This window comes from Sphingomonas segetis (assembly GCF_009720245.1).
In the GTDB taxonomy this organism is placed as follows: domain Bacteria; phylum Pseudomonadota; class Alphaproteobacteria; order Sphingomonadales; family Sphingomonadaceae; genus Sphingomicrobium; species Sphingomicrobium segetis.
Map to the genome: position 1 here is coordinate 1 of NZ_WJSQ01000037.1, position 20,196 is coordinate 20,196.

The window sequence follows — 20,196 nt, forward strand, 5'->3', positions numbered from 1 at the left end:
GCCAGCAGGTGCGGGATGTCGTCGTACATGCTCAATTCGAGCATCTTCGGGTCGATCATGATCAGTTTGCACTGGTCGGGGCCGTATCGGTAGAGCAGCGACAGGATCATGCAATTGAGGCCGGCCGTCTTGCCCGACGCGGGCGCGACATCGGAGGCGAACGCAACGTCAACTTCCGCATCGTGGGCGATCGCGCGGGCTGCTCCGGCGAGCACCCGGCGGAAGATGTCGATTCTGTCCGCCACGCGCTGGACCTCGGCTAGGCCTTCCCCACCACGCTCTCGGGCAGATCCTCGCCGAACACGCGCTGGTAATATTCGGCGATCAGCGGCCGTTCGGCTTCGTCGCACTTGTTGAGGAAGCTGACCCGAAAGGCGTAGCCGACGTCGCCAAAGATGTGCGCGTTCTGCGACCAGCTGATCACCGTCCGCGGGCTCATCACGGTCGAGATATCGCCGTTGATGAAGCCCTGCCGCGACAGCTCGGCGACCTTGATCATCTTCTCGACGATCGCCTTGCCGTTCGGGTCGTCATATTCGCCCGACTTGGCGAGCACGATCTGCGCCTCGACCGCAGCGGGCAGATAGTTGAGCGTCGTGACGATGTTCCAGCGGTCCATCTGACCCTGATTGATCGCCTGGGTGCCGTGATAGAGGCCGGTCGTATCGCCGAGGCCCACCGTGTTGGTGGTCGCGAACAGGCGGAACCACGGATTGGGTCGGATGACGCGGTTCTGGTCGAGCAGGGTCAGCTTGCCCTCCGCCTCGAGCACGCGCTGGATGACGAACATCACGTCGGGACGGCCGGCGTCATATTCGTCGAACACCAGCGCGACCGGGTGCTGAAGGGCCCAGGGAAGCAGTCCCTCGCGGAACTCTGTCACCTGCTGGCCGTCGCGCAGCACGATCGCGTCGCGGCCGACGAGGTCGATGCGGCTGATGTGCGCGTCGAGGTTGATGCGGATCATCGGCCATTTGAGCCGCGCGGCGACCTGCTCGATATGGGTCGACTTGCCGGTGCCGTGATAGCCCTGGACCATTACGCGGCGGTTCCTCGCGAAACCTGCGCAAATGGCGAGCGTGGTGTTGGGGTCGAAGACGTAGGTCGGGTCGAGGTCGGGCACGCGCTCGTCGGCTTCGCTGAAGGCCGGCACCTCCATGTCCGAATCGACGCCGAATGCCTCGCGCACCTTCACGATCCTGTCGGGCGAGGCCATCAGCGTCTCCGCGCGGCTTTCGGGATCTGCGTTGGGGAGGTCGGTCATCGTGCTTGCCTTAGGTGAAGCGCGGTCGCGCCTCAATGTTCAGCCAATTTTTGGCGGAAGCGGGAAGAGCGTGCGAAAACGCTTTGCGAGCGCCATGTCTCCCTCGACGTCGATTGTTTCAAGAGGTGCGCCGCCGTGGATCACTGCGGCGATGGCGCTAGGGGCGCCGGTGAAGACCACGTCGCAGTCATGCACCTCTCCGCGCTCTACCTGCAGACGGCCGCGGTGGAGCGTCGTGACGTAATCGGCCTCGCCGAACCGGAAGCCGACCCGCGCGTCGAGGCCGTCCGCAAGCTCCGGGGAAAGCAAAGTCTGAAGCGACATGATCACGGACACGTGGCTCATCCTGAGCGTCGGATCGTGGAGCGGACTGCGCGCAGCCCAGCGCCCGAGCGCGGCGATCGTCGGCACCGCTTCCAGACCCCATTCACTCGCCTCATAGACCTGGACGGACGCGGGCGGCGGGAGCCGCACCTTGCGCACGAGCCCGCGAGACTCGAGCTCGGTCAGCCGCTGGGTGAGCACATTGGCGCTGATCCCCTGGAGGTCGGCCTTCAGTTCGGAGAAGCGGCGCGGGCCGTAGGCAAGCTCGCGAAGCACCAGCATAGCCCAACGCTCGCCGAGCAATTCGAGCGCATGCGCAAGGCCGCACGCGTCGTCGAAGCGCCGTTTTTCCTCCTTTTGCCGATGCTTAGTAGTTTTTTCTAACTTCATGGTTGCAATTTATAACTTGGGTCGGCAAAAAGCAAGCGAATCGAGTCGGAACAGGAGGGACAGATGAGCCGCATGATCTTCGTGAACCTGCCGGTGAGCGACCTGCAGAAATCGCGCGCTTTCCTCGAAGTGCTCGGCGCGGTGAACGAGCCCAGGTTCACCGATGACACGGCGGCGTGCATGACGTTCAGCGACACGATCCATGTGATGATCCTGACGCACGACAAGTTCCGCCAGTTCACGCCGCGCCCGATCGCCGATGCGAACAGCGCCAGCGAAGTACTGATCTGCCTGTCCGCCGACAGCCGCGAATCGGTCGATACGGCTGTCGAGCGCGCCGAAGCGATCGGCGGCACTGCTGATCCGGCGCCCAAACAGGATTATGGGGTCATGTACGGGCGCAGCGTCGCCGATCCGGACGGCCACATTTTTGAGATCATGTGGATGGACCCGGCCGCTGCCCAGCGCGGCGCCGAGGCCGTCCAGGAAGCCCTCGGCACGGCAATCTGAGGGGAGCGCGAGCAATGCCGATCAACCCCAATGCCGACATCGAGGTCACCGCATTTAGCTGGGTGCCTGAAGGCGCCCAGGGTTTCGTCAAGGATCTGCGGATTCGCTGGGCGCTGGAGGAGGCGGGGCTCGATTATCGTGTCCGGCTGATCGGGCTAGAGCGGCCCGCCGGCTATCGCGACGACCAGCCGTTCGACCAGGTGCCGTGCTTCCGCGACGACGCCGTCCATATTTTCGAGAGCGGCGCGATCCTCCAATATGTCGGCGAGAAGAGCGAGGCTCTCCTTCCGCGCGATCCGCAGGGCAAATATGCCGCGATCCAATGGACCTATGCGGCGCTCAACAGCGTCGAGCCCTTCGTGCAGCACCGAGTGCTGCTCGACGTCGTCTGGGCCGATCAGGAATGGGCGGAGCCGAGCAAGCCGACGGCCGACGCGCTCGCCCGGCTGAGGCTGGCGCAACTGTCCGACCGTCTCGGCGACAAGCAGTGGCTGGAAGGCGAGCGGTTCACGATCGGGGATCTCGTCATGGTCACCGTCTTGCGCCTGGCGGACCGTGGCCGGCTCCTCGCCGACACGCCCAACCTTTCCGAATATGTGAAGCGTGGTGAAGCGCGCCCGGCATTCCGGCGCGCGCTCGAAGACCAGCTCGCGGCGTTCCGCGAGCACGAACCGCAAGGAGTTGCAGCATGACCTATTTCGAAGGATTCATCGTGCCCGTGCCGGAGGCGAACAAGGCCGCCTATCAGGAGCATGCCACCAGGTTTGCGCCGCTCGTCGCGAACGTCGGCGTTCGGAGGATGGTCGAGTCATGGGACAGCGACGTCCCCGAAGGCAAGGTCACCGACTTCCGCAAGGCGGTCGATGCCAGGCCGGACGAGAAGATCGTCTTCTCCTGGTTCGAATATCCGGACCGGGCGGCGCGCGATGCCGCCAACGAGAAGTTCATGAGCGATCCGGCCATGGAAGAAATGGGCAAGGACATGCCGTTCGACGGCAAGCGCATGATCATGGGCGGCTTCGACTCGATCGTCGAGGAAGGCACGGCCGGCGGCAGCTACACCGATGGATTCGTGGTCCCGGTCCCCGAAGGCAAGCGCGACGCCTACCGCGAGCTTGCATCCAAGATGGCCAAGGTGTTCCGCCAGCACGGCGCGGCGCGGGTCATCGAAGCGATTGCGGACGACGTGAACCACGGCAAGGTCACCGATTTCTATCGCGCCGTGAAGGCGGAGGACGGCGAGACGGTCGTCTTCTCCTTCATCGAATGGCCCGACAAGGCGACGCGCGACGAAGCCTGGAAGGCGATCATGGCCGATGAGAGCCTGAAGCCGGAAGGCCAGATGCCTTTCGCCGGGCAGCGCATGTTCTGGGGCGGCTTCGACAAGATCCTCGACAGCGCGCAGCAGCAGGCAGCCGCGTCGCAAGGGTCCCCGATCACCGCCTGATCGGCGCGTTCACAGTTCAGGAACGAAGGAGATCGAACCATGTCTGACGTTCGAGAGGCGTCCGCGCCTGCGGCGAACCAGGAGAACCGCACCGGCCCGAACCCGGCCGGCGACTTCATCTGGTACGAGCTGATGACCACCGACGCGCAGGGCGCGAAAGCCTTCTACGACGCGGTCGTCGGCTGGAATTTCGGCGAGGGCGCCGAAGAATATCAAGGCTACCGCATGATCAACACGCGCGACGGCGGCATGGCGGGGGGCGTGATGCCGCTCACCGCGGAGATGCAGCAGCATGGCGCACGTCCGACCTGGCTCGGCTACCTCAATGTCGGCGACGTCGACTCGAAAGTGGCCGAGATCGAGGCCGCCGGCGGCAAGGCGCTGATGGGCCCGACGGACATCCCCAGCGTCGGCCGCATCGCGATGGTCGCCGACCCGCAGGGCGCGCCCTTCTACGTGATGAAGCCGATTCCGCCGGCCGGACGCGAGAACGAGCCGAGCACGGTCTTTTCGCCCACCGACCAGGGCCGCTGCGCGTGGAACGAGCTGTCGACCAGCGACCCGGTCGCCGCGCGGCGGTTCTACGGCGAGCAGTTCGGCTGGACCACTGACAATTTCATGCCGATGGGCGAGCATGGCGAATATCGTTTCATCGACCACCAGGGCCTGACCCTCGGCGCCATCTCCGGAACGATGGGCGCACAGCATCCGCACTGGCGCTTCTACTTCCGCGTGCCGTCCGTCGGACGGGCGAAGGAAATGGCTGAGGCTAATGGCGGCACCATCGTCATGGGGCCGATGGAAGTCCCCGGCGGCGACCATATCGTCGTCGGCGTGGATCCGCAGGGCGCCGAGTTCGCCCTCGTCGGCAAGGCTTGAGGGAGGACGGCATGAGCAACGAGATGATCACCTGCCTGTGGTTCGACAAAGGCGAGGCGCGTCGGGCGGCAGAGTTCTATGCATCGGTTTTCCCGGACACGCATGTCGGCGCGGCACATGCCGCGCCGTCGGACTTCCCCAGCGGCCAGGAGGACGACGAGCTCACCGTGGAATTCACCCTCCTCGGCCGCCCCTTCGTGGGGCTCAACGGCGGGCCAAACTTCAAACCCAATCAATCGATCAGCTTCATGGTGCTTACCGAAGACCAGGAGGAAACCGACCGATACTGGAATGCGATCACTGGAAACGGCGGCGAGGAAAGCGCGTGCGGCTGGTGCAAGGACAAGTGGGGCTATTCATGGCAGATCACGCCGCGCGTGCTGCTCGAAGCGACCACCAGCCCCGACAAGGCGGTCGCCAAGCGCGCCTTCGAGGCGATGATGGACATGGGCAAGATCGACGTCGCGAAGATCAAGGCCGCCGTCGAAGGAGTGGACGCGTGAGCTACGATCTTTCGGTCGAGCGTCGCATCGACGCGCCGCCGTCCCGGGTGTGGCAGATCATGACCGACCGCACCACCGAATGGTGGTGCCCTAAGCCGTGGACGACCACGATCGACAAGCTCGAATGGCGTCCGGGCGCGGCGTTCCACCTGATCATGCGCGGCCCCAACGGCGAGGCCGACTGCCAAAGCGAGGATAGCGTCGGCGGCGTTCTCCTGGAGTTCGAACCGGGGCGCCGCTTCGCCTTCACCGACGCCTTTTCGGCGGGCTGGAAGCCGCAAACGCCCTTCATGGTCGGGATTTTCGAAATCGAATCGGATGGCGACGGCACCCTTTACCGCGGGACCGCGCGGCACTGGACGCACGAAGCCATGGAAAAGCACCGCGCCATGGGGTTCGAGCAAGGCTGGGGCGCGGTCGCCGAGCAGCTCGCCGGGCTCGCCGAAGCTGTGCCCGCCGATGCGTAAGCTGACCGGCGCCGCCTTCGTGTCGCTCGATGGCGTGATGCAGGCGCCCGGCGGCCCGGACGAGGACCCGACGAGCGACTTCCGCTTCGGCGGCTGGGTCCCGCCTCACTGGGGTGAGGACATGGGTCCTTTCGAGGGCATCATCACCAGCGAGTACGACCTGCTGCTGGGCAAACGGACCTACGACATCTTCTCGGCATACTGGCCTTACAATCTCGACAATCCGATCGGCGAGAAATTCCAGCGGATCGACAAATATGTGCTCACCCATTCGGATGAGCCGCTCACCTGGGACAACAGCAGCAGGCTGTCGGGCGATACCGCGCAAGCCGTCGCCGAGCTCAAGAGGAGCGACGGCCGCGACCTTCTGATCCAGGGCAGCAGCACGCTCTACCCGCCCCTGCTCTCCGCCCGATTGGTCGACCGGCTTGTCCTCATCACCTTCCCGGTCGTGCTCGGGACGGGCAAACGGCTGATCGACGGTCCGGAAAAGGCCGGGGAGCTGAGGCTCCTTGATCACTTTGTTTCGCCGAAGGGCGTCGTGATTACGACCTACGAACCGGCGGGCGATGTTCGGACCGGCACGTTCGAGACGAAGGAGCCTAGCGAGGCGGAGCTGGAGCGTCGTGAGAAGATCCGGGAGGGCTCCTGGTGATGCTGACGCTCTTCGGCCACCCCTTTTCGTCCTACACCTGGAAGGTGCTGATCCCGCTGTACGCGGACGGAACCGAGTTCGAATTTCGTCAGGTTCCCGAGAACCAGGATAATTACGCCGAGCTCAAACAGATATGGCCCTTCGGCAGGTTCCCGTTGCTCCTCGACAACGATGAGGCGGTGATCGAGACGACCTGCATCATCGAGCATCTCCAGGCGCATCATCCGGGACGCAACACGTGGATTCCCGACGGCGAGCTAGGCCGCCGAGTCCGTTTCCTCGATCGCTTCTTCGACCTCTACGTCCAGGGCAACATGCAGCCTGCGGTGAACCAAGCGCTCAGACCCGAAGGAATGGGCGACGCCTATGGTGCCGAGCAGGGACGCAAAAACCTGCACGTCGCTTACGATTGGCTTGAAGCGAACTTGCCGGATGGCGCGTGGGTCGCCGGCGACACGTTCACGCTCGCCGATTGCGCCGCCGCACCCGCGCTCTTTTACGCCGACTGGGTTGAGGAGATCGGCGATGGTCGCCCGAAGCTCAAAGCTTATCGTAGGCGGCTATTGGCGCATCCACAGGTAGCGCGAGTGGTCGACGACGCGCGGCCGTACCGCCCCTATTTCCCTCTCGGAGCGCCGGACCGCGACTAAGCGAACGCCGCCGACTTTCTCAGCAGCTGATAGGCCTCGATCACCGCGGTGAGCCGCGCTTCGTGCGATCGGTCGCCGCCGTTCTTGTCCGGATGGTAGCGGCGGACAAGGGTCGAATAGGTCTGGCGCAGCGCATGGCGGTCGACGTCGTCGCCAAGGCCGAGCACCGACAATGCCTGCAGCTCGGGCTTGTTGAAGCGCGATGGCCGAGCCGCTTCACGCACGCGTCCGAACCGCCCCGAGATGGCATCGAGCGGGTCGGCGAAGTCGCTCCACCTGGGCGGCGGGTCGGCGCCGTTGGCGGCGAAGCGGCGGCTCGGCCGATCCCAGCCGGCGAGCGGGTGCTGCGCGCGGGTGATCTCGTCGGTGCTCATCCCCTGAAAGAAGTTGTACTTGGCGTTGTGCTCGCGGACGTGGTCGAGACACAGGAAACGCCACGCGCCCGGCCCGTCGAAATTGGCCGGCTGGAGCGGTGCCTTGAACTCGCCGGGCGCGCCGCAACCCGGGACGGCGCAATTCGCCCTCGCTCCCTCAACCCGCCCGTGCAGCCTGGATTGTTTCGTCGCCATTCAACGTCTCTATATAAGGGCAATGAACGCCCGAGAAACCGGTCCCGTCGCGGCTGAAATGCTTCGCAGGCTCAATTCGTCGCTCGAGCCCACACGCATCGAGCTGACCGACGACAGCGAGCAGCACCGCGGCCACGGCGGCTATAATCCGGCCGGCGAAAGCCACTTCAGCCTGCGCATCGAAAGCTTGGCCTTCACGGGCAAGAACCGTGTGCAGCGCCAACGGATGATCTATGCCGCGCTCGGCGAGCTGATGGAAAGCCGGGTCCATGCCCTGTCGATCCGCGCCAGCGCGCCGGGAGAGGAATGATGGCGACGATTGAAACGACATTCGAGCAGGTGATCGTGCCGGTCACGCACGACCTCGGCGACTTCAAGGTGAACCGCACCCTTCCGGCGAAGACTCGGACGATGGTCGGGCCGTTCATCTTCGTCGACGAGTTCGGGCCGGCTCGGCTTCCCGCCGGACGCGGCATGGATGTTCGTCCCCATCCGCACATCAATCTGGCGACCGTCACCTATTTGTTCGAGGGCGCGATCGAGCATCGCGACAGCATCGGCTCCCACCAGGTGATCCAACCGGGCGCGATCAACCTGATGACGGCCGGTAGGGGAATCGTCCACTCGGAGCGCTCGCCCGAGGAGCTTCGACCGCAGGGACCGAGCCTCTACGGGATGCAGACCTGGCTTGCGCTTCCCGACGGGCGCGAGGAGGTCGATCCCGCGTTCGACCACGTTCCAGCAAGCGGGCTGCCGCTGATCGAGGACGGGCGCGCACGGGCGCGGGTGCTGATGGGCACCTTATGGGGTGCGAGCGCCGCGACGCGGTGCGACTCGCCAACAATCTATGCCGATATCGAGTTGGGCCCGAACGGCTCACTTTTGATCGAATCCGGCGCCGATGAGCGGGCGCTGATGGTGGTCGGAGGCGAGGCCGAGCTCGACGGACAATCGCTCGACCGGTTCACCCTGTACGTGCTGAAGCCGGGCTACGAGGCGAAGCTGTCGAGCGCCGGCGGTGGGCGAATCATGCTGATGGGCGGTCAGGCCTTCTCGACCCGCCGCTACGTCTTCTGGAATTTCGTGTCCTCCTCGCGCGACCGCATCAACCAGGCGAAGGCAGACTGGAAGGCGCTGCGCTTGCCGCTAGTCCCCGGCGACGACCAGGAGTTCATCCCGCTTCCGGAATTCCCCAAGACGGTCAGCTATCCGTGACCGAGTTCCGGCGGATTGCGCTCGGCACCGGCGTGACGCTCAACGTTGCGCTGGCCGGCGACCCGTCCAACCCGCCGGTGATCCTGCTCCACGGGTTTCCCGAATCGCATCGCACCTGGCGTGAAATCGCCCCGCGGCTGGAGCGGGACCTCTACCTCGTGATGCCCGACCAGCGCGGCTTCGGGGGTTCCGACCGGCCAGCGGAGGTCGAAGCATACAAGGGCGAAGTTCTGATAGACGATGTGTTCGCGCTCGCCGAAGCGCTCTCGCTCGACCGGTTCGCGCTCGTCGGCCACGACTGGGGCGGAGCGATTGCCTGGGGCGCCGCGCTGCGCGGGGACAGGCGTCTGTCGCGGCTGGCGATCGTCAATGCGCCGCACCCTGTGATCTTCCAGAAGAGCCTGATCGAGAGCGCCGAGCAACGCGCCGCCTCGCAATATATCACAGCCTTCCGGACGCCCGGCTTCGAGCAGGTGGTGAAGGCGCAGGGCTTCGGCTGGTTCTTCGACAGGACGTTCGGGCGCGAGGCCGACCTTTCGCTCATCCCAGACGCCGAACGACAGCAATATATCGCCGAATGGTCGCAGCCCGGCGCCTTCACCGCGATGCTCAATTGGTACCGCGCGGCGAGCCTGGTCGTCCCGCCGTCGGGCCTGACCGTCCCGGTGCCCGACTGGCTACTCAAGGCCGTGCGCAACGTCGAAATACCGACGCTTGTCATCTGGGGCGTGAAGGACAGCGCATTACTTCCGCTCCAACTCGACGGACTCGACAACCTCGTGGACGAGTTGACGATGCTCCATATCCCCGACGCGGGCCATTTCGCGCCGTGGGAAGCACCCGATCAGGTCGCGGGGAAGCTGGAGCCCTTCCTTGCAGCGGACGCGGAGGCTAGTGCCGCCGCGAAATGACCCAGACCCGTTCCCGTTCGCGTTCTGCGGCGCGGCTTGCCGCGGTGCAGGCGCTTTACCAGCAGGACATGGAAGGCACTCCCCTGCCCCGGCTGCTCCACGAATTCCATGAGCACCGGATCGGCGCCACGATCGAGGACGAGACGTACCACGAAGCCGAACGTGACTTCTTCGACGACATCGTCGCAGGCGCGGACGCCCGACGCGAGGAGATCGACGGGCTCATCACCGCCCGGCTCGCCGAAGGCTGGAGCCTTGAGCGGCTCGACCGGCCAATGCGCGCGATTCTCCGCGCAGGCGTCTACGAGCTGATCGCGCGGCCCGACGTGCCCGTCGGCTCCGTCATCTCCGAATATGTCGACGTCGCCCACGCCTTCTACGACAAGCGCGAGAGCGGCTTCGTCAACGGCCTGCTCGACGCGATCGCGAAAGAGGCCCGCGCGGCACAGGCATAGTGCGCGAATTCGAAGCCATCGAACGTCTGCGCCGGATCGCCACGGCGCCTGAAGCCCGCGGCCTGCTCGACGACGTCGCGCTCCTCGACGGCCTCGTCATAACACACGACAGCATTGCCGAGGGCGTCCACTTCCTCCCGACCGACCCCCCGGCCAGCGTCGGCTGGAAGCTCGTCGCGGTGAATCTCTCCGATCTCGCCGGCAAAGGCGCGAGCCCCGCCGGGGCGGTGCTGTCGCTGACCCTGTCCGGCGACGGCGCGTGGGAAGACGAGTTCCTGACCGGGGTCGAGCATGCCTGCGAGAGCTATGCGCTGCCCGTCATCGGCGGCGACACGATCGCGCTCCCCGAAGGGGCGCCGCGGGTGCTGGGTCTGACAGCGATCGGCCGGGCAGGTCTGCAGGTGCCGCATCGTTCCGGCGGCCAGGCGGGCGACGTCCTGTGGCTGGTCGGCACGATCGGCGATGCTTCCGCCGGGCTCGCCCAGCTTCGGGCGGCTGCGCGGGCGACTGGCCCCCTGGTCGATATCTACCGGCGGCCGATTCCGCAGCTTGGCGCCGGCCAGGTCGTCGCCCCGGTCGCACACGCGATGATGGACGTTTCGGACGGGCTCCTGCTCGATGCCCGGCGGATGGCGCAGGCGAGCGGCTGCACGATCGCGATCGATCTCGACTCGCTGCCGCTGTCGAGCGAATTCGTTGCCGACCGCGGGTCGAACGTGGACGCGCGGCTATTCGCTGCGACCGGCGGCGACGATTACGCGCTCCTTGCCGCCCTCCCGTCGGAACTGGACGCGACAACGCTTCCTTTACCAAAAGCGACGAGGATCACCCGCGTCGGGGCGCTGACCGCTGGCGAGGATTCCCTTTCCCTCACCAGCGGCGGCGCGCCCATCGATCTGCCTGAGAGGCTGGGGTTTGAGCATAAGAGCGATCACCGTCGCGGGCTATCCGCTTCGCCAGTGGCTGGTCGGCCTTAGCGGCGTCGCCTGCGGCATGGCTTGCGCCCTGCTGATCCGTTAAGCCGTTCAACCCGCGCGGTTGCCAGCCGCGCAAACGCCCCCTAAAGACCGCGCGTTTTCCGGGCGGCGCCGTTTCCGGGCGCACCTGCCTGCCTACGAGAAACGGGGAAGCGTAACCCATGAATTCCGGCTTTAACCTGCTTTATGTCGCCATCGTCTGCGGCATCATCGCCGTGCTCTACGGCATCGTCACCAGCCGCCAGGTGCTCGCCATGTCGCCGGGCAACCAGCGCATGATCGAAGTCTCCGCCGCGATTCAGGAAGGCGCCGCGGCCTATCTGAAGCGGCAGTACACCACCATCTTCATCGTCGGCGTGGTCGTCGCGGCGATCATCTTCTTCTTTCTCGGCGGCCTCAGCGCGGTCGCGTTCGTGATCGGCTCGGTGTTGTCCGGCGCGGCCGGGTTCATCGGCATGAACATCTCGGTGCGGGCGAACGTCCGCACCGCCGAAGCCGCGCGCCACAGCCTGCAGAGCGGGCTGACCACGGCGTTCCGCGCGGGCGCCGTCACCGGCCTGCTCGTCGCGGGTCTGGCCCTGCTCGCGATCGCCGTACTGTTCTGGTACCTGACCGGTCCGGGCGGCTATGCGCCCAACGATCGTGCCGTCATCACTGCGCTCACCGCGCTCGCGCTCGGCGCCTCGCTGGTGTCGATCTTCGCGCGTCTCGGCGGCGGCATCTTCACCAAGGCCGCCGACGTCGGCGCCGACTTGGTCGGCAAGGTCGAGGCCGGAATTCCCGAGGACGATCCCCGCAACCCGGCCGTGATCGCGGACAACGTCGGCGACAATGTCGGCGACTGCGCCGGCATGGCCGCCGACCTGTTCGAGACCTATGTCGTAACCGTCGGCATCACCATGGTGTCGGTTGCGCTCGCGCTCGGCTCCTCGCCCCTGCTGATGCCTCTGATGATCCTTCCGTTGCTGATCGGCGGCGTCTGCATCATCACCTCGATCATCGGGACCTACATGGTGCGGCTCGGCAAGGGTGGCTCAATCATGGGCGCACTCTACAAGGGCTTCTGGACTGCGACGCTGCTCGCAATTCCGGCGATCTACGCGGCTTTCTACGTCTCGCTCCCGGATCTCAACGCGCAGATCGGCGGCACGGTCGATGCCGCGACCGGAAGCGTCAGCGGCGCCTTCACAGCCATGGACCTGTTCTATTCGAGCCTGATCGGCCTCGCGGTGACCGCGCTAATCGTGTGGATCACCGAATATTACACCGGCACCAACTATCGCCCGGTGCAGTCGATCGCGCGCTCAAGCCAGACGGGCCACGGCACGAACATCATCCAGGGCCTGGCGATCAGCCTCGAATCCACGGCCCTGCCGACGATCGTCATCATCGTCGGCCTGATCGCGAGCTTCCAGCTCGCCGGTTTCCTCGGCGTGGCTTTCGCGGCATCGGCGATGCTCGCGCTCGCCGGCATGGTCGTGGCGCTCGACGCGTACGGCCCGGTCACCGACAATGCCGGCGGAATCGCCGAAATGTCCGGCCTCGAAGAGGACGTCCGCACCCGCACCGACGCGCTCGATGCGGTCGGCAACACGACCAAGGCGGTGACCAAGGGCTATGCGATCGGCTCGGCCGGCCTTGCCGCGCTGGTGCTGTTCGGCGCCTACACCGCCGATCTTCGCGAGTTCGGCCCGGAAATCGGCGTCACGGCGAACCTCGACACTCTGTTCAGCCTGTCGAACCCCTATGTCATCGTCGGCCTGCTGCTTGGGGCGCTCCTGCCTTATCTGTTCGGCGCGATGGGCATGACCGCCGTCGGCCGTGCCGGCGGCGCGGTGGTCGAGGAAGTCCGCCAGCAGTTCCGCGATAATCCCGGCATCATGGACGGGTCGGTGCGCCCGAACTACGCGCGCACCGTCGACCTCGTCACCAAGGCCGCGATCCGCGAAATGATCATTCCCTCGCTGCTTCCGGTGCTCGCCCCGATCGTCGTCTATTTCGCGATCGGCGCGGTCGCCGGCAAGGAGAATGGTCTTGCCGCGGTCGGCGCGCTGCTTCTGGGCGTCATCGTCTCGGGCCTGTTCGTCGCCATCTCGATGACGTCGGGCGGCGGCGCGTGGGACAATGCCAAGAAGTACATCGAGGACGGCAATTACGGGGGCAAGGGCTCGGAAGCGCACAAGGCCGCCGTCACGGGCGACACGGTCGGCGATCCCTACAAGGATACCGCAGGCCCGGCCGTCAACCCGATGATCAAGATCACCAACATCGTCGCGCTGCTGCTGCTCGCGGCGCTCGCGGCGCACGCCGCGGTCTGATCTGCCGGATATTTGGGGACAGTCCCTCGACCGAAGGACTGTCCCCGGGTAGGCGGCCATTATGCCGCACGCGATCCGAATCCATCAGGCGGGCAAAGCCGACGTCCTCGAGTGGGAGGAGGTCGAGGTCGGGGAGCCCGGACTAGGGCAGGTCAGGCTCCGGCAGGAAGCCGCCGGCCTGAACTTCATCGACGTCTATCACCGCAGCGGCCTCTACAAGCAGAAGATGCCCTTCACGCCCGGAGTCGAGGGCGCAGGCGTGGTCGAAACGGTCGGGGCTGACGTCGTCAATGTGAAGCCAGGCGACCGAGTCGCTTATGCGGGGCCAATCGGCGGCTATGCCGAGCAGCGCCTGATCGACGCCGACCGCGTGGTGAAGCTGCCCGACGGCATCTCCGCCGAGCAGGCCGCCGGGATGATGCTCCAGGGGATGACCGCACAGATGCTGCTGCGCTCGGTCTTTCCGGTGCACGAAGGCGACACGATCCTCGTCCACGCAGCCGCCGGCGGTGTCGGCCTGATCATGTGCCAGTGGGCCGCCGCGATCGGCGCCACCGTGATCGGCACCGTGGGCACACAGGCGAAAGCGGAGCTCGCGCGCGCCCACGGCTGCGCTCACCCGATCGTCTATTCGCGCCAGAACTTTGTCGCCGAGGTAAGCAAGATCACGGCGGGGCAGAAGCTGCCCGTCGTTTATGATTCGGTCGGCCGCGACACATTCCTCAAGTCGCTCGACTGCCTCAAGGTTCGCGGGCTGATGGTTAGCTTCGGCAATGCCTCGGGCCCGCCCGAGCCGATCCCGCCGAACCTGCTCGCGCAGAAGGGGTCGCTGTACCTGACCCGCCCCACCCTGTTCCATTATATCGCGACCCGCGAGCAGCTCGAGCAAAGCGCCGGCGAGCTGTTCGAGATGGTGTCGACCGGCAAAATCAAGGTCGAGGTCAAGCAGCGCTTCGCACTCAAGGACGCCGCCGAAGCCCACCGCCAGCTCGAAGCGCGCAAGACCACCGGCTCGACGATCCTGACGATATGAAGGAAGTCCCGAGTGCCGCCGGCGCGATGCAGCGAAGCGCATTGATGCTGGCGGGGGTGCTGGCCCTCGCTTCGCCGTCTTTCGCGGCGCGGCAAGCTGCAGGTCCGATCGTTCGCACGAAAGATGTCGCGCGATTCTACAAGATCTACGACGCAGCACGGGGGCATCCGACCGCGGAGCGTCTCCAGGACGGCTACATTGACATTGGCTCGCCTGGCCTGCGTCACCTCGCGCAAATTCGAAATGTCACCGGCTCATCCATCGCCAAGGCGATTGCCGCCCATCCCGCGATCTATTCGGATGCGAAACGCTGCATGACGGCTCTGCCGCGCGTGCGATCGCGCGCGACGGCTGCGCTCGTGAGATTGGGCGAGATTTACCCCGAGGCAAAATTCCCGCCGGTGACGATCGCGATCAGCCGCGGGAAACCGGTCGGGGTGGCGGATTCGACGGGGGTGATGATCGGTCTGGAGGCGCTTTGCGCGGTAAACTACCTCAATCCCAACGTCGAAGACCGGTTCGTGCATACGATCGCGCATGAATATACGCACGTCCAGCAAGCGCTTCAGTCACCAGCCCTTTTCGACAATCCGAAGCCGACGGTGCTGGCCGCGTCTCTCATCGAAGGAGCAGCCGATTTCACGGCTGCGCTGATCGCCGGAGAGCGCGCGTTCCACTCCCCCTATGCCCCTGTCGACATGGCCGCCGGCAAGGAAATCGAGAGCCGGTTTCTCGCCGATCAGGACAAGACCGATCTTTCCGACTGGATTGATAACGGAACGCTCACGGAGCCCGGCGATCTCGGCTATTGGGTCGGCTATCGGATCGTCAAGGCGTACTACGAGCACGCTCCTGACAAGCGTGAAGCCTTGCGCGAAATCCTCGAGATGAAGCGCCCGAAGGCTTTCCTGGCCAGGAGCGGCTGGTATCCGGGGATTCGACTGAAATGAATTCACATTTCGCTGCTCCGCCGCTAAGCCTCCGCGACTTTTACCCAGAGGGAGATCGATCTTTTGGCCAAGGAAGAACTGCTCGAGATGCGTGGGCGAGTCGTCGAACTGCTGCCCAATGCGATGTTCCGCGTGCAGCTCGAGAACGGCCATGAGATCCTCGGCCACACCGCCGGTAAGATGCGCAAGAACCGCATCCGCGTGCTGACGGGCGACGAAGTCCTCGTCGAGCTTACGCCTTACGACCTCACCAAGGGCCGAATCACTTATCGCTTCATGCCAGGCCGCGCAGGACCGCCGGGCTATACCGGCTAAGCGGCGCGGATGCGGCTGATCCTCGCCTCGGCGAGCCCCCGGCGTCTCGACCTGCTCGCCCGCATCAGCGTCAAGCCGGACGCGGTCATCCCAGCCGACATCGACGAGAACGTGCCCAAGGGCGAGCTGCCGCGGCAGCATGCGCTGCGGCTTGCCCGCGAAAAAGCGGTGGCGGTGGCGGCCAAGGAGCCCGATGCGCTGGTGCTTGCCGCGGACACCGTCGTCGCGGTCGGCCGCCGGATCCTTCCGAAGGTCGAGGACGAGCAGACCCTTCGCGCCTGCATGCGGCTGCTTTCCGGTCGGCGGCACCGAGTCCTGACCGGCGTTGCGCTTGCCGTTCCCGGCAGGGGCGTTCGCGATCGGCTGATCGAGACGATGATCGCGATGAAGCGGCTGAGCGATCAGGAGGTCGACTATTATGCGAGCCACGGCGAATGGCGCGGCAAGGCCGGAGGCTACGCGCTTCAGGGCTATGGCGAAGTCTACGTCCGCCACATCGCCGGCAGCTACTCCAACGTGGTCGGCCTGCCGCTCGCCGAAACGCGTGTGCTGCTGAAAAGCGCGGGTTATCCGATTGCCTGAATGGTGGATCGAGCGCGGGATCGGAGAAACCCGCGCGGTGCTGGTCGAAGATGGCGAGATTGTCGAAGCGCGCGTCGAACTCGGCGGGCAGGTGCGGACGGGTGCCGTTATCGCCGCGAAGTTGACGTGCATCGGCGCGAATGGCCGCAATGCGGTCGCTCGCGCCGCGGGCGGAGCCGAATACCTCCTGCCGCGCGGGGCGCAGGGTGTCACCGAGGGCGCATTGCTCAACATCGAAGTGACGCGCGAGGCGATCCCGGGAAGTGAGCCTTGGAAGCGGCCGCTCGCCAGGGTCACCGCGGAAGAGCTCCGCACCGCGCCGCCACTCGCCGGACGCGAGCTGTCCTTCCCCGCTCCGCACGACGAGCTCGCCCAAGTGGGCTGGAACGACCTGCTTGAGGAGGCGCGGAGCGGGATCGTGCGTTTCGCCGGCGGCGAGCTCAGGGTTTCGCCCACACCTGCGATGACCTTGATCGATGTCGACGGCGATCTTCCGGCCGAGGAGCTTGCAGTCGCCGGTGCCCGGGAGGCAGCACGCACGATCCGCCGGCTCGAGGTCGGCGGCTCGATCGGCGTCGACTTGCCGACCGTCGGCAGCAAAGCCGCGCGGCTACGGGCCGCGGCGGCGATCGACGCCATGCTTCCGCAACCGTTCGAACGGACGGCAGTCAACGGCTTCGGCTTCGTCCAGCTGGTAAGACCGCGCGCCCGCGCATCGTTGTTGGAGCTCGCGCAAGATGCCGCCGGCTTCGAGGCTCGCGTGCTTCTGCGGCGCGCCGCGTTCGAGAGGCCCGGCGGCAAGCGACTCGTCGCCCATCCCGCGGTCGTCAAGGCGCTCGAAGGTCACGACGGCTGGGTTGATGCGCTCGCGCGGCAGATCGGCGGCGCGGTCGAGTTGCGCTCGGACCCGACTCTCCCCATGTCGGCCGGGTATGCGGAAATCCTCTGACAAGCCGAAGACCTGCCCCCTGTGCGGCAAGCCCGAGCATCCGGAGCACACGCCATTCTGCAGCGCCGGCTGCAAGGACCGTGACCTCCTCAAATGGCTCGGCGAAGGCTATCGAATTCCGGGACCGCGGGCCCATCCCGACAGGGTGGACAGCGGCGAGGGCGACCGGTAGGGAGCGCCTCGCTTGAGCGGGCGGCTCGCCCGTCCCGAGAGCCCAGGTAGCTCAGTTGGTAGAGCACGTGACTGAAAATCACGGTGTCGGTGGTTCGATTCCGCCCCTGGGCACCATTTTTCCTTTTCGCAACCTTCCTGCCTGAGGGAAGCCCGGCGCCGGCCTGCCCCCCACCTACGCGAAAACCCTTAGCGAGTGAGCAGACCGAATGCGCTAGTCTGCCGCCGGATCGGAGGAGCAAATGGGCAGCAATCGAGTTGACTCCATGCAGAGCATCGACGCTCAGGACATCGCGGCGCTGTGGCCCTGCGGTGCGCAGATCGGCCCGATGCCGATCCCCCGAGGCGATGCCTCGGCGGGTTCGTCCAGGCGCAAGTGAAAGGAATGCCGTGGAATATGGAGAAGCCATTACCGATGTGGCGGCGCGGCAGGCACTGGAGGCCGCGCGGGAACTGCAACGTTCCCACGGCGAACGTTCGCTCCGCGAGGTGGCGAGCGAAGCGATAGCGCGCGTATATTGCGTCTGCGTCACCGACGGGGAAGACGCAGCGGAGCACCGGTTCTCGCAGGTTCACAAGGGCCTCATCGACGACGTCGTCAAGCGGCTCGAAGCGGAGCCGATCGCCCCCACCGCGAAGGAGCGTTGAATTGGCTTTGACTCACGTGTCTGCGGGGGAAGTGGTGCATCTCGGGCCGGTCGGGTCCGCATCGAACCAAAAATCGAAGACGCATGCTCTTGTGAAGACCAACCGGTTCGAGGCTGCGCAACTGATGCTGCCGCGTGGCACGAGCATCCGCCCCCATTCGGTCGAGGGGCACATAAGCCTGTTCTGCATCGAAGGCGCGATCACGCTCGAGGCGAACCGAACGGTGGAAATGCGCGCGGGCGACTGGCTTTATCTCGAAGGCGGCGAGCGGCACGCGCTAACCGCTCACGAAGACTCGTCTCTGCTCCTCACCATCCTTTTCGAATAGGCACCGGGGACGGAGCCGCAGATCAACTCAAAGCGCGTGCACTCCCAGCTCATATTCGCTTGCCGGCGGATAGGGATCGGGACCGCAGAATTCTTCGGCGGCGGCGCGGTTGGTGACGATGATTTGACGGCCGCGCAGGTGCAGGCCGTTGGCGGCGAGCGTCTGAAGCGTTCGTGACAGTGTTTCGGGCTGCATGCCGATGCGCGACGCGAGCTGCCGCTTGGAGAAGGGGAGCGCGGCGGGCGGGCCCGGCTGCGCCCCGTCATGCAGCCGCAGCAGGAAGGCCGCGAGCCGTTGCGAGGGGGAACGAAGCTTGAGGTCGAGGATGATCTTGAGCGCCACCCGCCACTGGCCGGCAAGCACCCGGGCAAGCGCGAGTGCCAGCTCAGTGCAGCTTCGTGCTTCTCGCCGTACAACGTCGGCATCGATCATCAGGATGCGGGAGGCAGTGAGCGCGCTGGCCGAAATCAAATAGGGCTCGGAATAGAGCGCCGCTGCAGGAATGAAGACGTCGCCCGCGGCCATCATCAACGCGGTACATTCCTGGCCTCTGTACGAGCATGACAGGTCGACGAGGCCGCTGAGCACGACGTGCAAGTGTGCGGGGAGTTCGCCGTCGCGAAACAGCTCCGCGCGCGGCGCAAACCGTTCCACCCGCGATGCCTCGACCAGCCGCTGCCGGACGGGAGCTGGCAATCTGGAAAGGATCCGCACCTCCGCGACAGCGGCGGCGAGGCGGCTCGCTGCGTCATTTCCAGGCTCGCTGATCATCACGCGATGCATCGGGAGAGAGATAGTGCCCAACGACGAGCAAAGGCAAACAGCCGATCAACCGCGTGCAGGGCCGGGGGCTGCGGATGCATAGAGAGCATCCAGCGCCCGCGCCGTTTCGAGCAGGCCCACGAGCAAGCGATGCGCGTCCGTACACCGTTCGCGAGGATGAGCTCGTCGGTGGCGTAGCTTCGACCTCGCCCGACGCGGGCAGATGGCCGTCGCGCAGCAGCAGGCCGCGCGCCGAGCACACTTCATCCCGAGCAGTGCATCCCGGGCACGACGTGCGCGTGATGGAGCCCGCGAAAGACCGCGGTCTCGGCGGCCCGATCCATCCCGCGGCCTGGCATTCTGCAAGCATCCGCGGCGGCAGGTCCCCGACGACGAAGCGTTCGTCGAGCTCAAGCGTTTCATCCGCGGATCCTGAAGAGGAGACGCGACAATGCCAGCCAAATCCAAAGCCCAGCAGAAGGCCGCCGGCGCCGCCCTTTCGGCGAAACGCGGCGACACGCCCGAAAGCAAGCTCAAGGGCGCCGCCAAGAGCATGGAGAAATCCATGTCCGAGAAAGAGCTCGAGAAAATGGCGTCGACCAAGCGCAAGGGTAAGCCCGAGCACGTCGGGGACTAGAGCTTCTCGGTCAGCTCCGGCACGATCTTGAACAGGTCGCCGACGAGCCCGATGTCGGCGACCTGGAATATCGGCGCTTCCTCGTCCTTGTTGATGGCGACGATCACTTTCGAATCCTTCATTCCGGCGAGGTGCTGGATCGCGCCGGAGATCCCGATCGCGATGTAGACCTGCGGAGCGACGATCTTGCCGGTCTGGCCGACCTGGTAATCGTTGGGCGCGTAGCCCGCGTCGACCGCGGCGCGGCTCGCGCCGACCGCCGCGCCGAGCTTGTCGGCGAGCGGGTC

28 protein-coding genes, 1 tRNA gene and 2 pseudogenes are annotated in these 20,196 nt (G+C 65.7%); 24 read left to right on the forward strand and 7 right to left on the reverse strand.

The window, feature by feature from the left end:
• The 4 genes and pseudogenes from GH737_RS05495 to GH737_RS05505 form a co-directional block, all read right to left on the reverse strand.
• A pseudogene (locus tag GH737_RS05495) lies at nucleotides 1-137 on the reverse strand (FtsK/SpoIIIE domain-containing protein); the annotation flags it as partial.
• Nucleotides 138-173: 36 nt separating this feature from the next.
• Nucleotides 174-245 (reverse strand): annotated as a pseudogene (locus tag GH737_RS16020) (hypothetical protein); the annotation flags it as partial.
• A gap of 14 nt (nucleotides 246-259) precedes the next feature.
• Nucleotides 260-1,264 (reverse strand): cobaltochelatase subunit CobS, encoded by a 1,005-nt coding sequence (cobS, locus tag GH737_RS05500; RefSeq protein ID WP_155263852.1) that lies wholly within the window; start codon nucleotides 1,262-1,264, stop codon nucleotides 260-262.
• A gap of 39 nt (nucleotides 1,265-1,303) precedes the next feature.
• Nucleotides 1,304-1,978, reverse strand: coding sequence for a winged helix-turn-helix transcriptional regulator (locus GH737_RS05505; protein WP_155263853.1), 675 nt, complete (start codon nucleotides 1,976-1,978; stop codon nucleotides 1,304-1,306).
• Nucleotides 1,979-2,041: 63 nt separating this feature from the next.
• On the opposite strand from GH737_RS05505, the gene GH737_RS05510 reads away from it, so the two are divergent.
• Genes GH737_RS05510 through GH737_RS05545 form a run of 8 tightly spaced genes read left to right on the forward strand, consistent with a single transcriptional unit; the run spans nucleotide 2,042 to nucleotide 7,089 of the window.
• A complete protein-coding gene (locus tag GH737_RS05510; protein ID WP_155263854.1) occupies nucleotides 2,042-2,488 on the forward strand; it encodes a VOC family protein in 447 nt (148 codons plus the stop codon).
• A 14-nt stretch (nucleotides 2,489-2,502) separates the two neighbouring features.
• Nucleotides 2,503-3,180, forward strand: a complete 678-nt coding sequence (locus GH737_RS05515) for a glutathione S-transferase family protein (RefSeq protein WP_155263855.1) — start codon at nucleotides 2,503-2,505, stop codon at nucleotides 3,178-3,180.
• Complete coding sequence (locus GH737_RS16025; RefSeq protein ID WP_155263856.1) at nucleotides 3,177-3,935, forward strand: DUF1428 family protein; 759 nt, start codon at nucleotides 3,177-3,179, stop codon at nucleotides 3,933-3,935. Before GH737_RS05515 ends, GH737_RS16025 begins: the two co-directional genes overlap by 4 nt.
• Nucleotides 3,936-3,974: 39 nt before the next feature.
• A complete protein-coding gene (locus GH737_RS05525; protein ID WP_155263857.1) occupies nucleotides 3,975-4,814 on the forward strand; it encodes a VOC family protein in 840 nt (279 codons plus the stop codon).
• An 11-nt stretch (nucleotides 4,815-4,825) separates the two neighbouring features.
• On the forward strand, nucleotides 4,826-5,317 hold the full coding sequence (locus GH737_RS15740) for a VOC family protein (protein ID WP_155263858.1): 492 nt from the start codon (nucleotides 4,826-4,828) through the stop codon (nucleotides 5,315-5,317).
• A complete protein-coding gene (locus GH737_RS05535) occupies nucleotides 5,314-5,784 on the forward strand; it encodes an SRPBCC domain-containing protein (RefSeq protein WP_230558644.1) in 471 nt (156 codons plus the stop codon). Before GH737_RS15740 ends, GH737_RS05535 begins: the two co-directional genes overlap by 4 nt.
• Nucleotides 5,777-6,439 carry a dihydrofolate reductase family protein gene (locus tag GH737_RS05540; protein WP_155263860.1) on the forward strand — a complete coding sequence of 221 codons (663 nt, stop codon included), beginning with the start codon at nucleotides 5,777-5,779 and terminating at the stop codon, nucleotides 6,437-6,439. Before GH737_RS05535 ends, GH737_RS05540 begins: the two co-directional genes overlap by 8 nt.
• Nucleotides 6,439-7,089, forward strand: a complete 651-nt coding sequence (locus GH737_RS05545; RefSeq protein ID WP_196233002.1) for a glutathione S-transferase family protein — start codon at nucleotides 6,439-6,441, stop codon at nucleotides 7,087-7,089. The genes GH737_RS05540 and GH737_RS05545 overlap by 1 nt, the downstream gene beginning before the upstream one ends.
• Here GH737_RS05545 and GH737_RS05550 read toward each other — a convergent pair.
• Nucleotides 7,086-7,658, reverse strand: coding sequence for a J domain-containing protein (locus GH737_RS05550; RefSeq protein ID WP_155263862.1), 573 nt, complete (start codon nucleotides 7,656-7,658; stop codon nucleotides 7,086-7,088). The genes GH737_RS05545 and GH737_RS05550 overlap by 4 nt on opposite strands.
• 22 nt (nucleotides 7,659-7,680) lie before the next feature.
• Here GH737_RS05550 and GH737_RS05555 point away from each other — a divergent pair, with 22 nt between their 5' ends.
• The 15 genes from GH737_RS05555 (at nucleotide 7,681) to GH737_RS05630 (ending at nucleotide 18,510) form a co-directional block, all read left to right on the forward strand.
• The gene (locus GH737_RS05555; RefSeq protein ID WP_155263863.1) at nucleotides 7,681-7,968 is read left to right on the forward strand and encodes a BolA family protein; all 288 of its coding nucleotides are present in this window, start codon (nucleotides 7,681-7,683) and stop codon (nucleotides 7,966-7,968) included.
• A complete protein-coding gene (locus GH737_RS05560) occupies nucleotides 7,968-8,873 on the forward strand; it encodes a pirin family protein (protein ID WP_155263864.1) in 906 nt (301 codons plus the stop codon). The genes GH737_RS05555 and GH737_RS05560 overlap by 1 nt, the downstream gene beginning before the upstream one ends.
• On the forward strand, nucleotides 8,870-9,784 hold the full coding sequence (locus tag GH737_RS05565; RefSeq protein WP_155263865.1) for an alpha/beta fold hydrolase: 915 nt from the start codon (nucleotides 8,870-8,872) through the stop codon (nucleotides 9,782-9,784). Before GH737_RS05560 ends, GH737_RS05565 begins: the two co-directional genes overlap by 4 nt.
• Nucleotides 9,781-10,239, forward strand: coding sequence for a transcription antitermination factor NusB (gene nusB / locus GH737_RS05570; RefSeq protein ID WP_155263866.1), 459 nt, complete (start codon nucleotides 9,781-9,783; stop codon nucleotides 10,237-10,239). Before GH737_RS05565 ends, nusB begins: the two co-directional genes overlap by 4 nt.
• Nucleotides 10,239-11,216, forward strand: coding sequence for a thiamine-phosphate kinase (gene thiL / locus GH737_RS05575; protein WP_338061767.1), 978 nt, complete (start codon nucleotides 10,239-10,241; stop codon nucleotides 11,214-11,216). The genes nusB and thiL overlap by 1 nt, the downstream gene beginning before the upstream one ends.
• Before the next feature lie 161 nt (nucleotides 11,217-11,377).
• Entirely contained in the window at nucleotides 11,378-13,534 is a 2,157-nt protein-coding gene (locus tag GH737_RS05580) for a sodium-translocating pyrophosphatase (protein WP_155263868.1), read from the forward strand.
• A gap of 61 nt (nucleotides 13,535-13,595) precedes the next feature.
• Nucleotides 13,596-14,567 carry a quinone oxidoreductase family protein gene (locus GH737_RS05585; RefSeq protein ID WP_155263869.1) on the forward strand — a complete coding sequence of 324 codons (972 nt, stop codon included), beginning with the start codon at nucleotides 13,596-13,598 and terminating at the stop codon, nucleotides 14,565-14,567.
• A gap of 26 nt (nucleotides 14,568-14,593) precedes the next feature.
• A complete protein-coding gene (locus GH737_RS05590) occupies nucleotides 14,594-15,517 on the forward strand; it encodes a gliding motility protein GldB-related protein (RefSeq protein ID WP_155263879.1) in 924 nt (307 codons plus the stop codon).
• 63 nt (nucleotides 15,518-15,580) lie between these two features.
• Complete coding sequence (infA, locus tag GH737_RS05595; protein WP_155263870.1) at nucleotides 15,581-15,832, forward strand: translation initiation factor IF-1; 252 nt, start codon at nucleotides 15,581-15,583, stop codon at nucleotides 15,830-15,832.
• A gap of 9 nt (nucleotides 15,833-15,841) precedes the next feature.
• On the forward strand, nucleotides 15,842-16,414 hold the full coding sequence (locus GH737_RS05600; protein WP_155263871.1) for a Maf family protein: 573 nt from the start codon (nucleotides 15,842-15,844) through the stop codon (nucleotides 16,412-16,414).
• Entirely contained in the window at nucleotides 16,407-17,363 is a 957-nt protein-coding gene (locus GH737_RS05605; RefSeq protein ID WP_155263872.1) for an Rne/Rng family ribonuclease, read from the forward strand. Before GH737_RS05600 ends, GH737_RS05605 begins: the two co-directional genes overlap by 8 nt.
• Entirely contained in the window at nucleotides 17,347-17,535 is a 189-nt protein-coding gene (locus GH737_RS05610; protein ID WP_155263873.1) for a DNA gyrase inhibitor YacG, read from the forward strand. The genes GH737_RS05605 and GH737_RS05610 overlap by 17 nt, the downstream gene beginning before the upstream one ends.
• 40 nt (nucleotides 17,536-17,575) lie before the next feature.
• A tRNA-Phe gene (locus tag GH737_RS05615) sits at nucleotides 17,576-17,651 on the forward strand.
• 273 nt (nucleotides 17,652-17,924) lie between these two features.
• On the forward strand, nucleotides 17,925-18,182 hold the full coding sequence (locus tag GH737_RS05625) for a hypothetical protein (protein WP_155263875.1): 258 nt from the start codon (nucleotides 17,925-17,927) through the stop codon (nucleotides 18,180-18,182).
• A gap of 1 nt (nucleotide 18,183) precedes the next feature.
• Nucleotides 18,184-18,510, forward strand: a complete 327-nt coding sequence (locus GH737_RS05630; protein ID WP_155263876.1) for a cupin domain-containing protein — start codon at nucleotides 18,184-18,186, stop codon at nucleotides 18,508-18,510.
• Nucleotides 18,511-18,537: 27 nt separating this feature from the next.
• On the opposite strand, the gene GH737_RS05635 is transcribed toward GH737_RS05630, so the two are convergent.
• Nucleotides 18,538-19,293 carry a helix-turn-helix domain-containing protein gene (locus GH737_RS05635; RefSeq protein ID WP_155263877.1) on the reverse strand — a complete coding sequence of 252 codons (756 nt, stop codon included), beginning with the start codon at nucleotides 19,291-19,293 and terminating at the stop codon, nucleotides 18,538-18,540.
• Between the two features lie 430 nt (nucleotides 19,294-19,723).
• On the opposite strand from GH737_RS05635, the gene GH737_RS05640 reads away from it, so the two are divergent.
• Nucleotides 19,724-19,909 (forward strand): DUF3008 family protein, encoded by a 186-nt coding sequence (locus tag GH737_RS05640; protein WP_155263878.1) that lies wholly within the window; start codon nucleotides 19,724-19,726, stop codon nucleotides 19,907-19,909.
• Here the strand turns inward: GH737_RS05640 and GH737_RS05645 are convergent.
• Nucleotides 19,906-20,196 (reverse strand): electron transfer flavoprotein subunit alpha/FixB family protein (locus GH737_RS05645; protein ID WP_196233001.1); only part of this gene is annotated, 291 nt, incomplete at its 5' end. The two genes, GH737_RS05640 and GH737_RS05645, sit on opposite strands and share 4 nt — an antisense overlap.

Coding starts and splice junctions, on each gene's coding strand:
- GH737_RS05560 (WP_155263864.1), top strand. CDS start 7,968: ATGGCGACGATTGAAACGACATTCGAGCAGGTGATCGTGCCGGTCACG.
- GH737_RS05640 (WP_155263878.1), top strand. CDS start 19,724: ATGCCAGCCAAATCCAAAGCCCAGCAGAAGGCCGCCGGCGCCGCCCTT.
- GH737_RS05635 (WP_155263877.1), bottom strand. CDS start 19,293: ATGCATCGCGTGATGATCAGCGAGCCTGGAAATGACGCAGCGAGCCGC.
- GH737_RS05550 (WP_155263862.1), bottom strand. CDS start 7,658: ATGGCGACGAAACAATCCAGGCTGCACGGGCGGGTTGAGGGAGCGAGG.
- GH737_RS05590 (WP_155263879.1), top strand. CDS start 14,594: ATGCAGCGAAGCGCATTGATGCTGGCGGGGGTGCTGGCCCTCGCTTCG.
- GH737_RS05545 (WP_196233002.1), top strand. CDS start 6,439: ATGCTGACGCTCTTCGGCCACCCCTTTTCGTCCTACACCTGGAAGGTG.
- cobS (WP_155263852.1), bottom strand. CDS start 1,264: ATGACCGACCTCCCCAACGCAGATCCCGAAAGCCGCGCGGAGACGCTG.
- GH737_RS05525 (WP_155263857.1), top strand. CDS start 3,975: ATGTCTGACGTTCGAGAGGCGTCCGCGCCTGCGGCGAACCAGGAGAAC.
- GH737_RS16025 (WP_155263856.1), top strand. CDS start 3,177: ATGACCTATTTCGAAGGATTCATCGTGCCCGTGCCGGAGGCGAACAAG.
- GH737_RS05555 (WP_155263863.1), top strand. CDS start 7,681: ATGAACGCCCGAGAAACCGGTCCCGTCGCGGCTGAAATGCTTCGCAGG.
- GH737_RS05505 (WP_155263853.1), bottom strand. CDS start 1,978: ATGAAGTTAGAAAAAACTACTAAGCATCGGCAAAAGGAGGAAAAACGG.
- GH737_RS05515 (WP_155263855.1), top strand. CDS start 2,503: ATGCCGATCAACCCCAATGCCGACATCGAGGTCACCGCATTTAGCTGG.
- GH737_RS05610 (WP_155263873.1), top strand. CDS start 17,347: ATGCGGAAATCCTCTGACAAGCCGAAGACCTGCCCCCTGTGCGGCAAG.
- GH737_RS05580 (WP_155263868.1), top strand. CDS start 11,378: ATGAATTCCGGCTTTAACCTGCTTTATGTCGCCATCGTCTGCGGCATC.
- GH737_RS15740 (WP_155263858.1), top strand. CDS start 4,826: ATGAGCAACGAGATGATCACCTGCCTGTGGTTCGACAAAGGCGAGGCG.
- GH737_RS05600 (WP_155263871.1), top strand. CDS start 15,842: ATGCGGCTGATCCTCGCCTCGGCGAGCCCCCGGCGTCTCGACCTGCTC.
- GH737_RS05510 (WP_155263854.1), top strand. CDS start 2,042: ATGAGCCGCATGATCTTCGTGAACCTGCCGGTGAGCGACCTGCAGAAA.
- GH737_RS05540 (WP_155263860.1), top strand. CDS start 5,777: ATGCGTAAGCTGACCGGCGCCGCCTTCGTGTCGCTCGATGGCGTGATG.
- GH737_RS05585 (WP_155263869.1), top strand. CDS start 13,596: ATGCCGCACGCGATCCGAATCCATCAGGCGGGCAAAGCCGACGTCCTC.
- nusB (WP_155263866.1), top strand. CDS start 9,781: ATGACCCAGACCCGTTCCCGTTCGCGTTCTGCGGCGCGGCTTGCCGCG.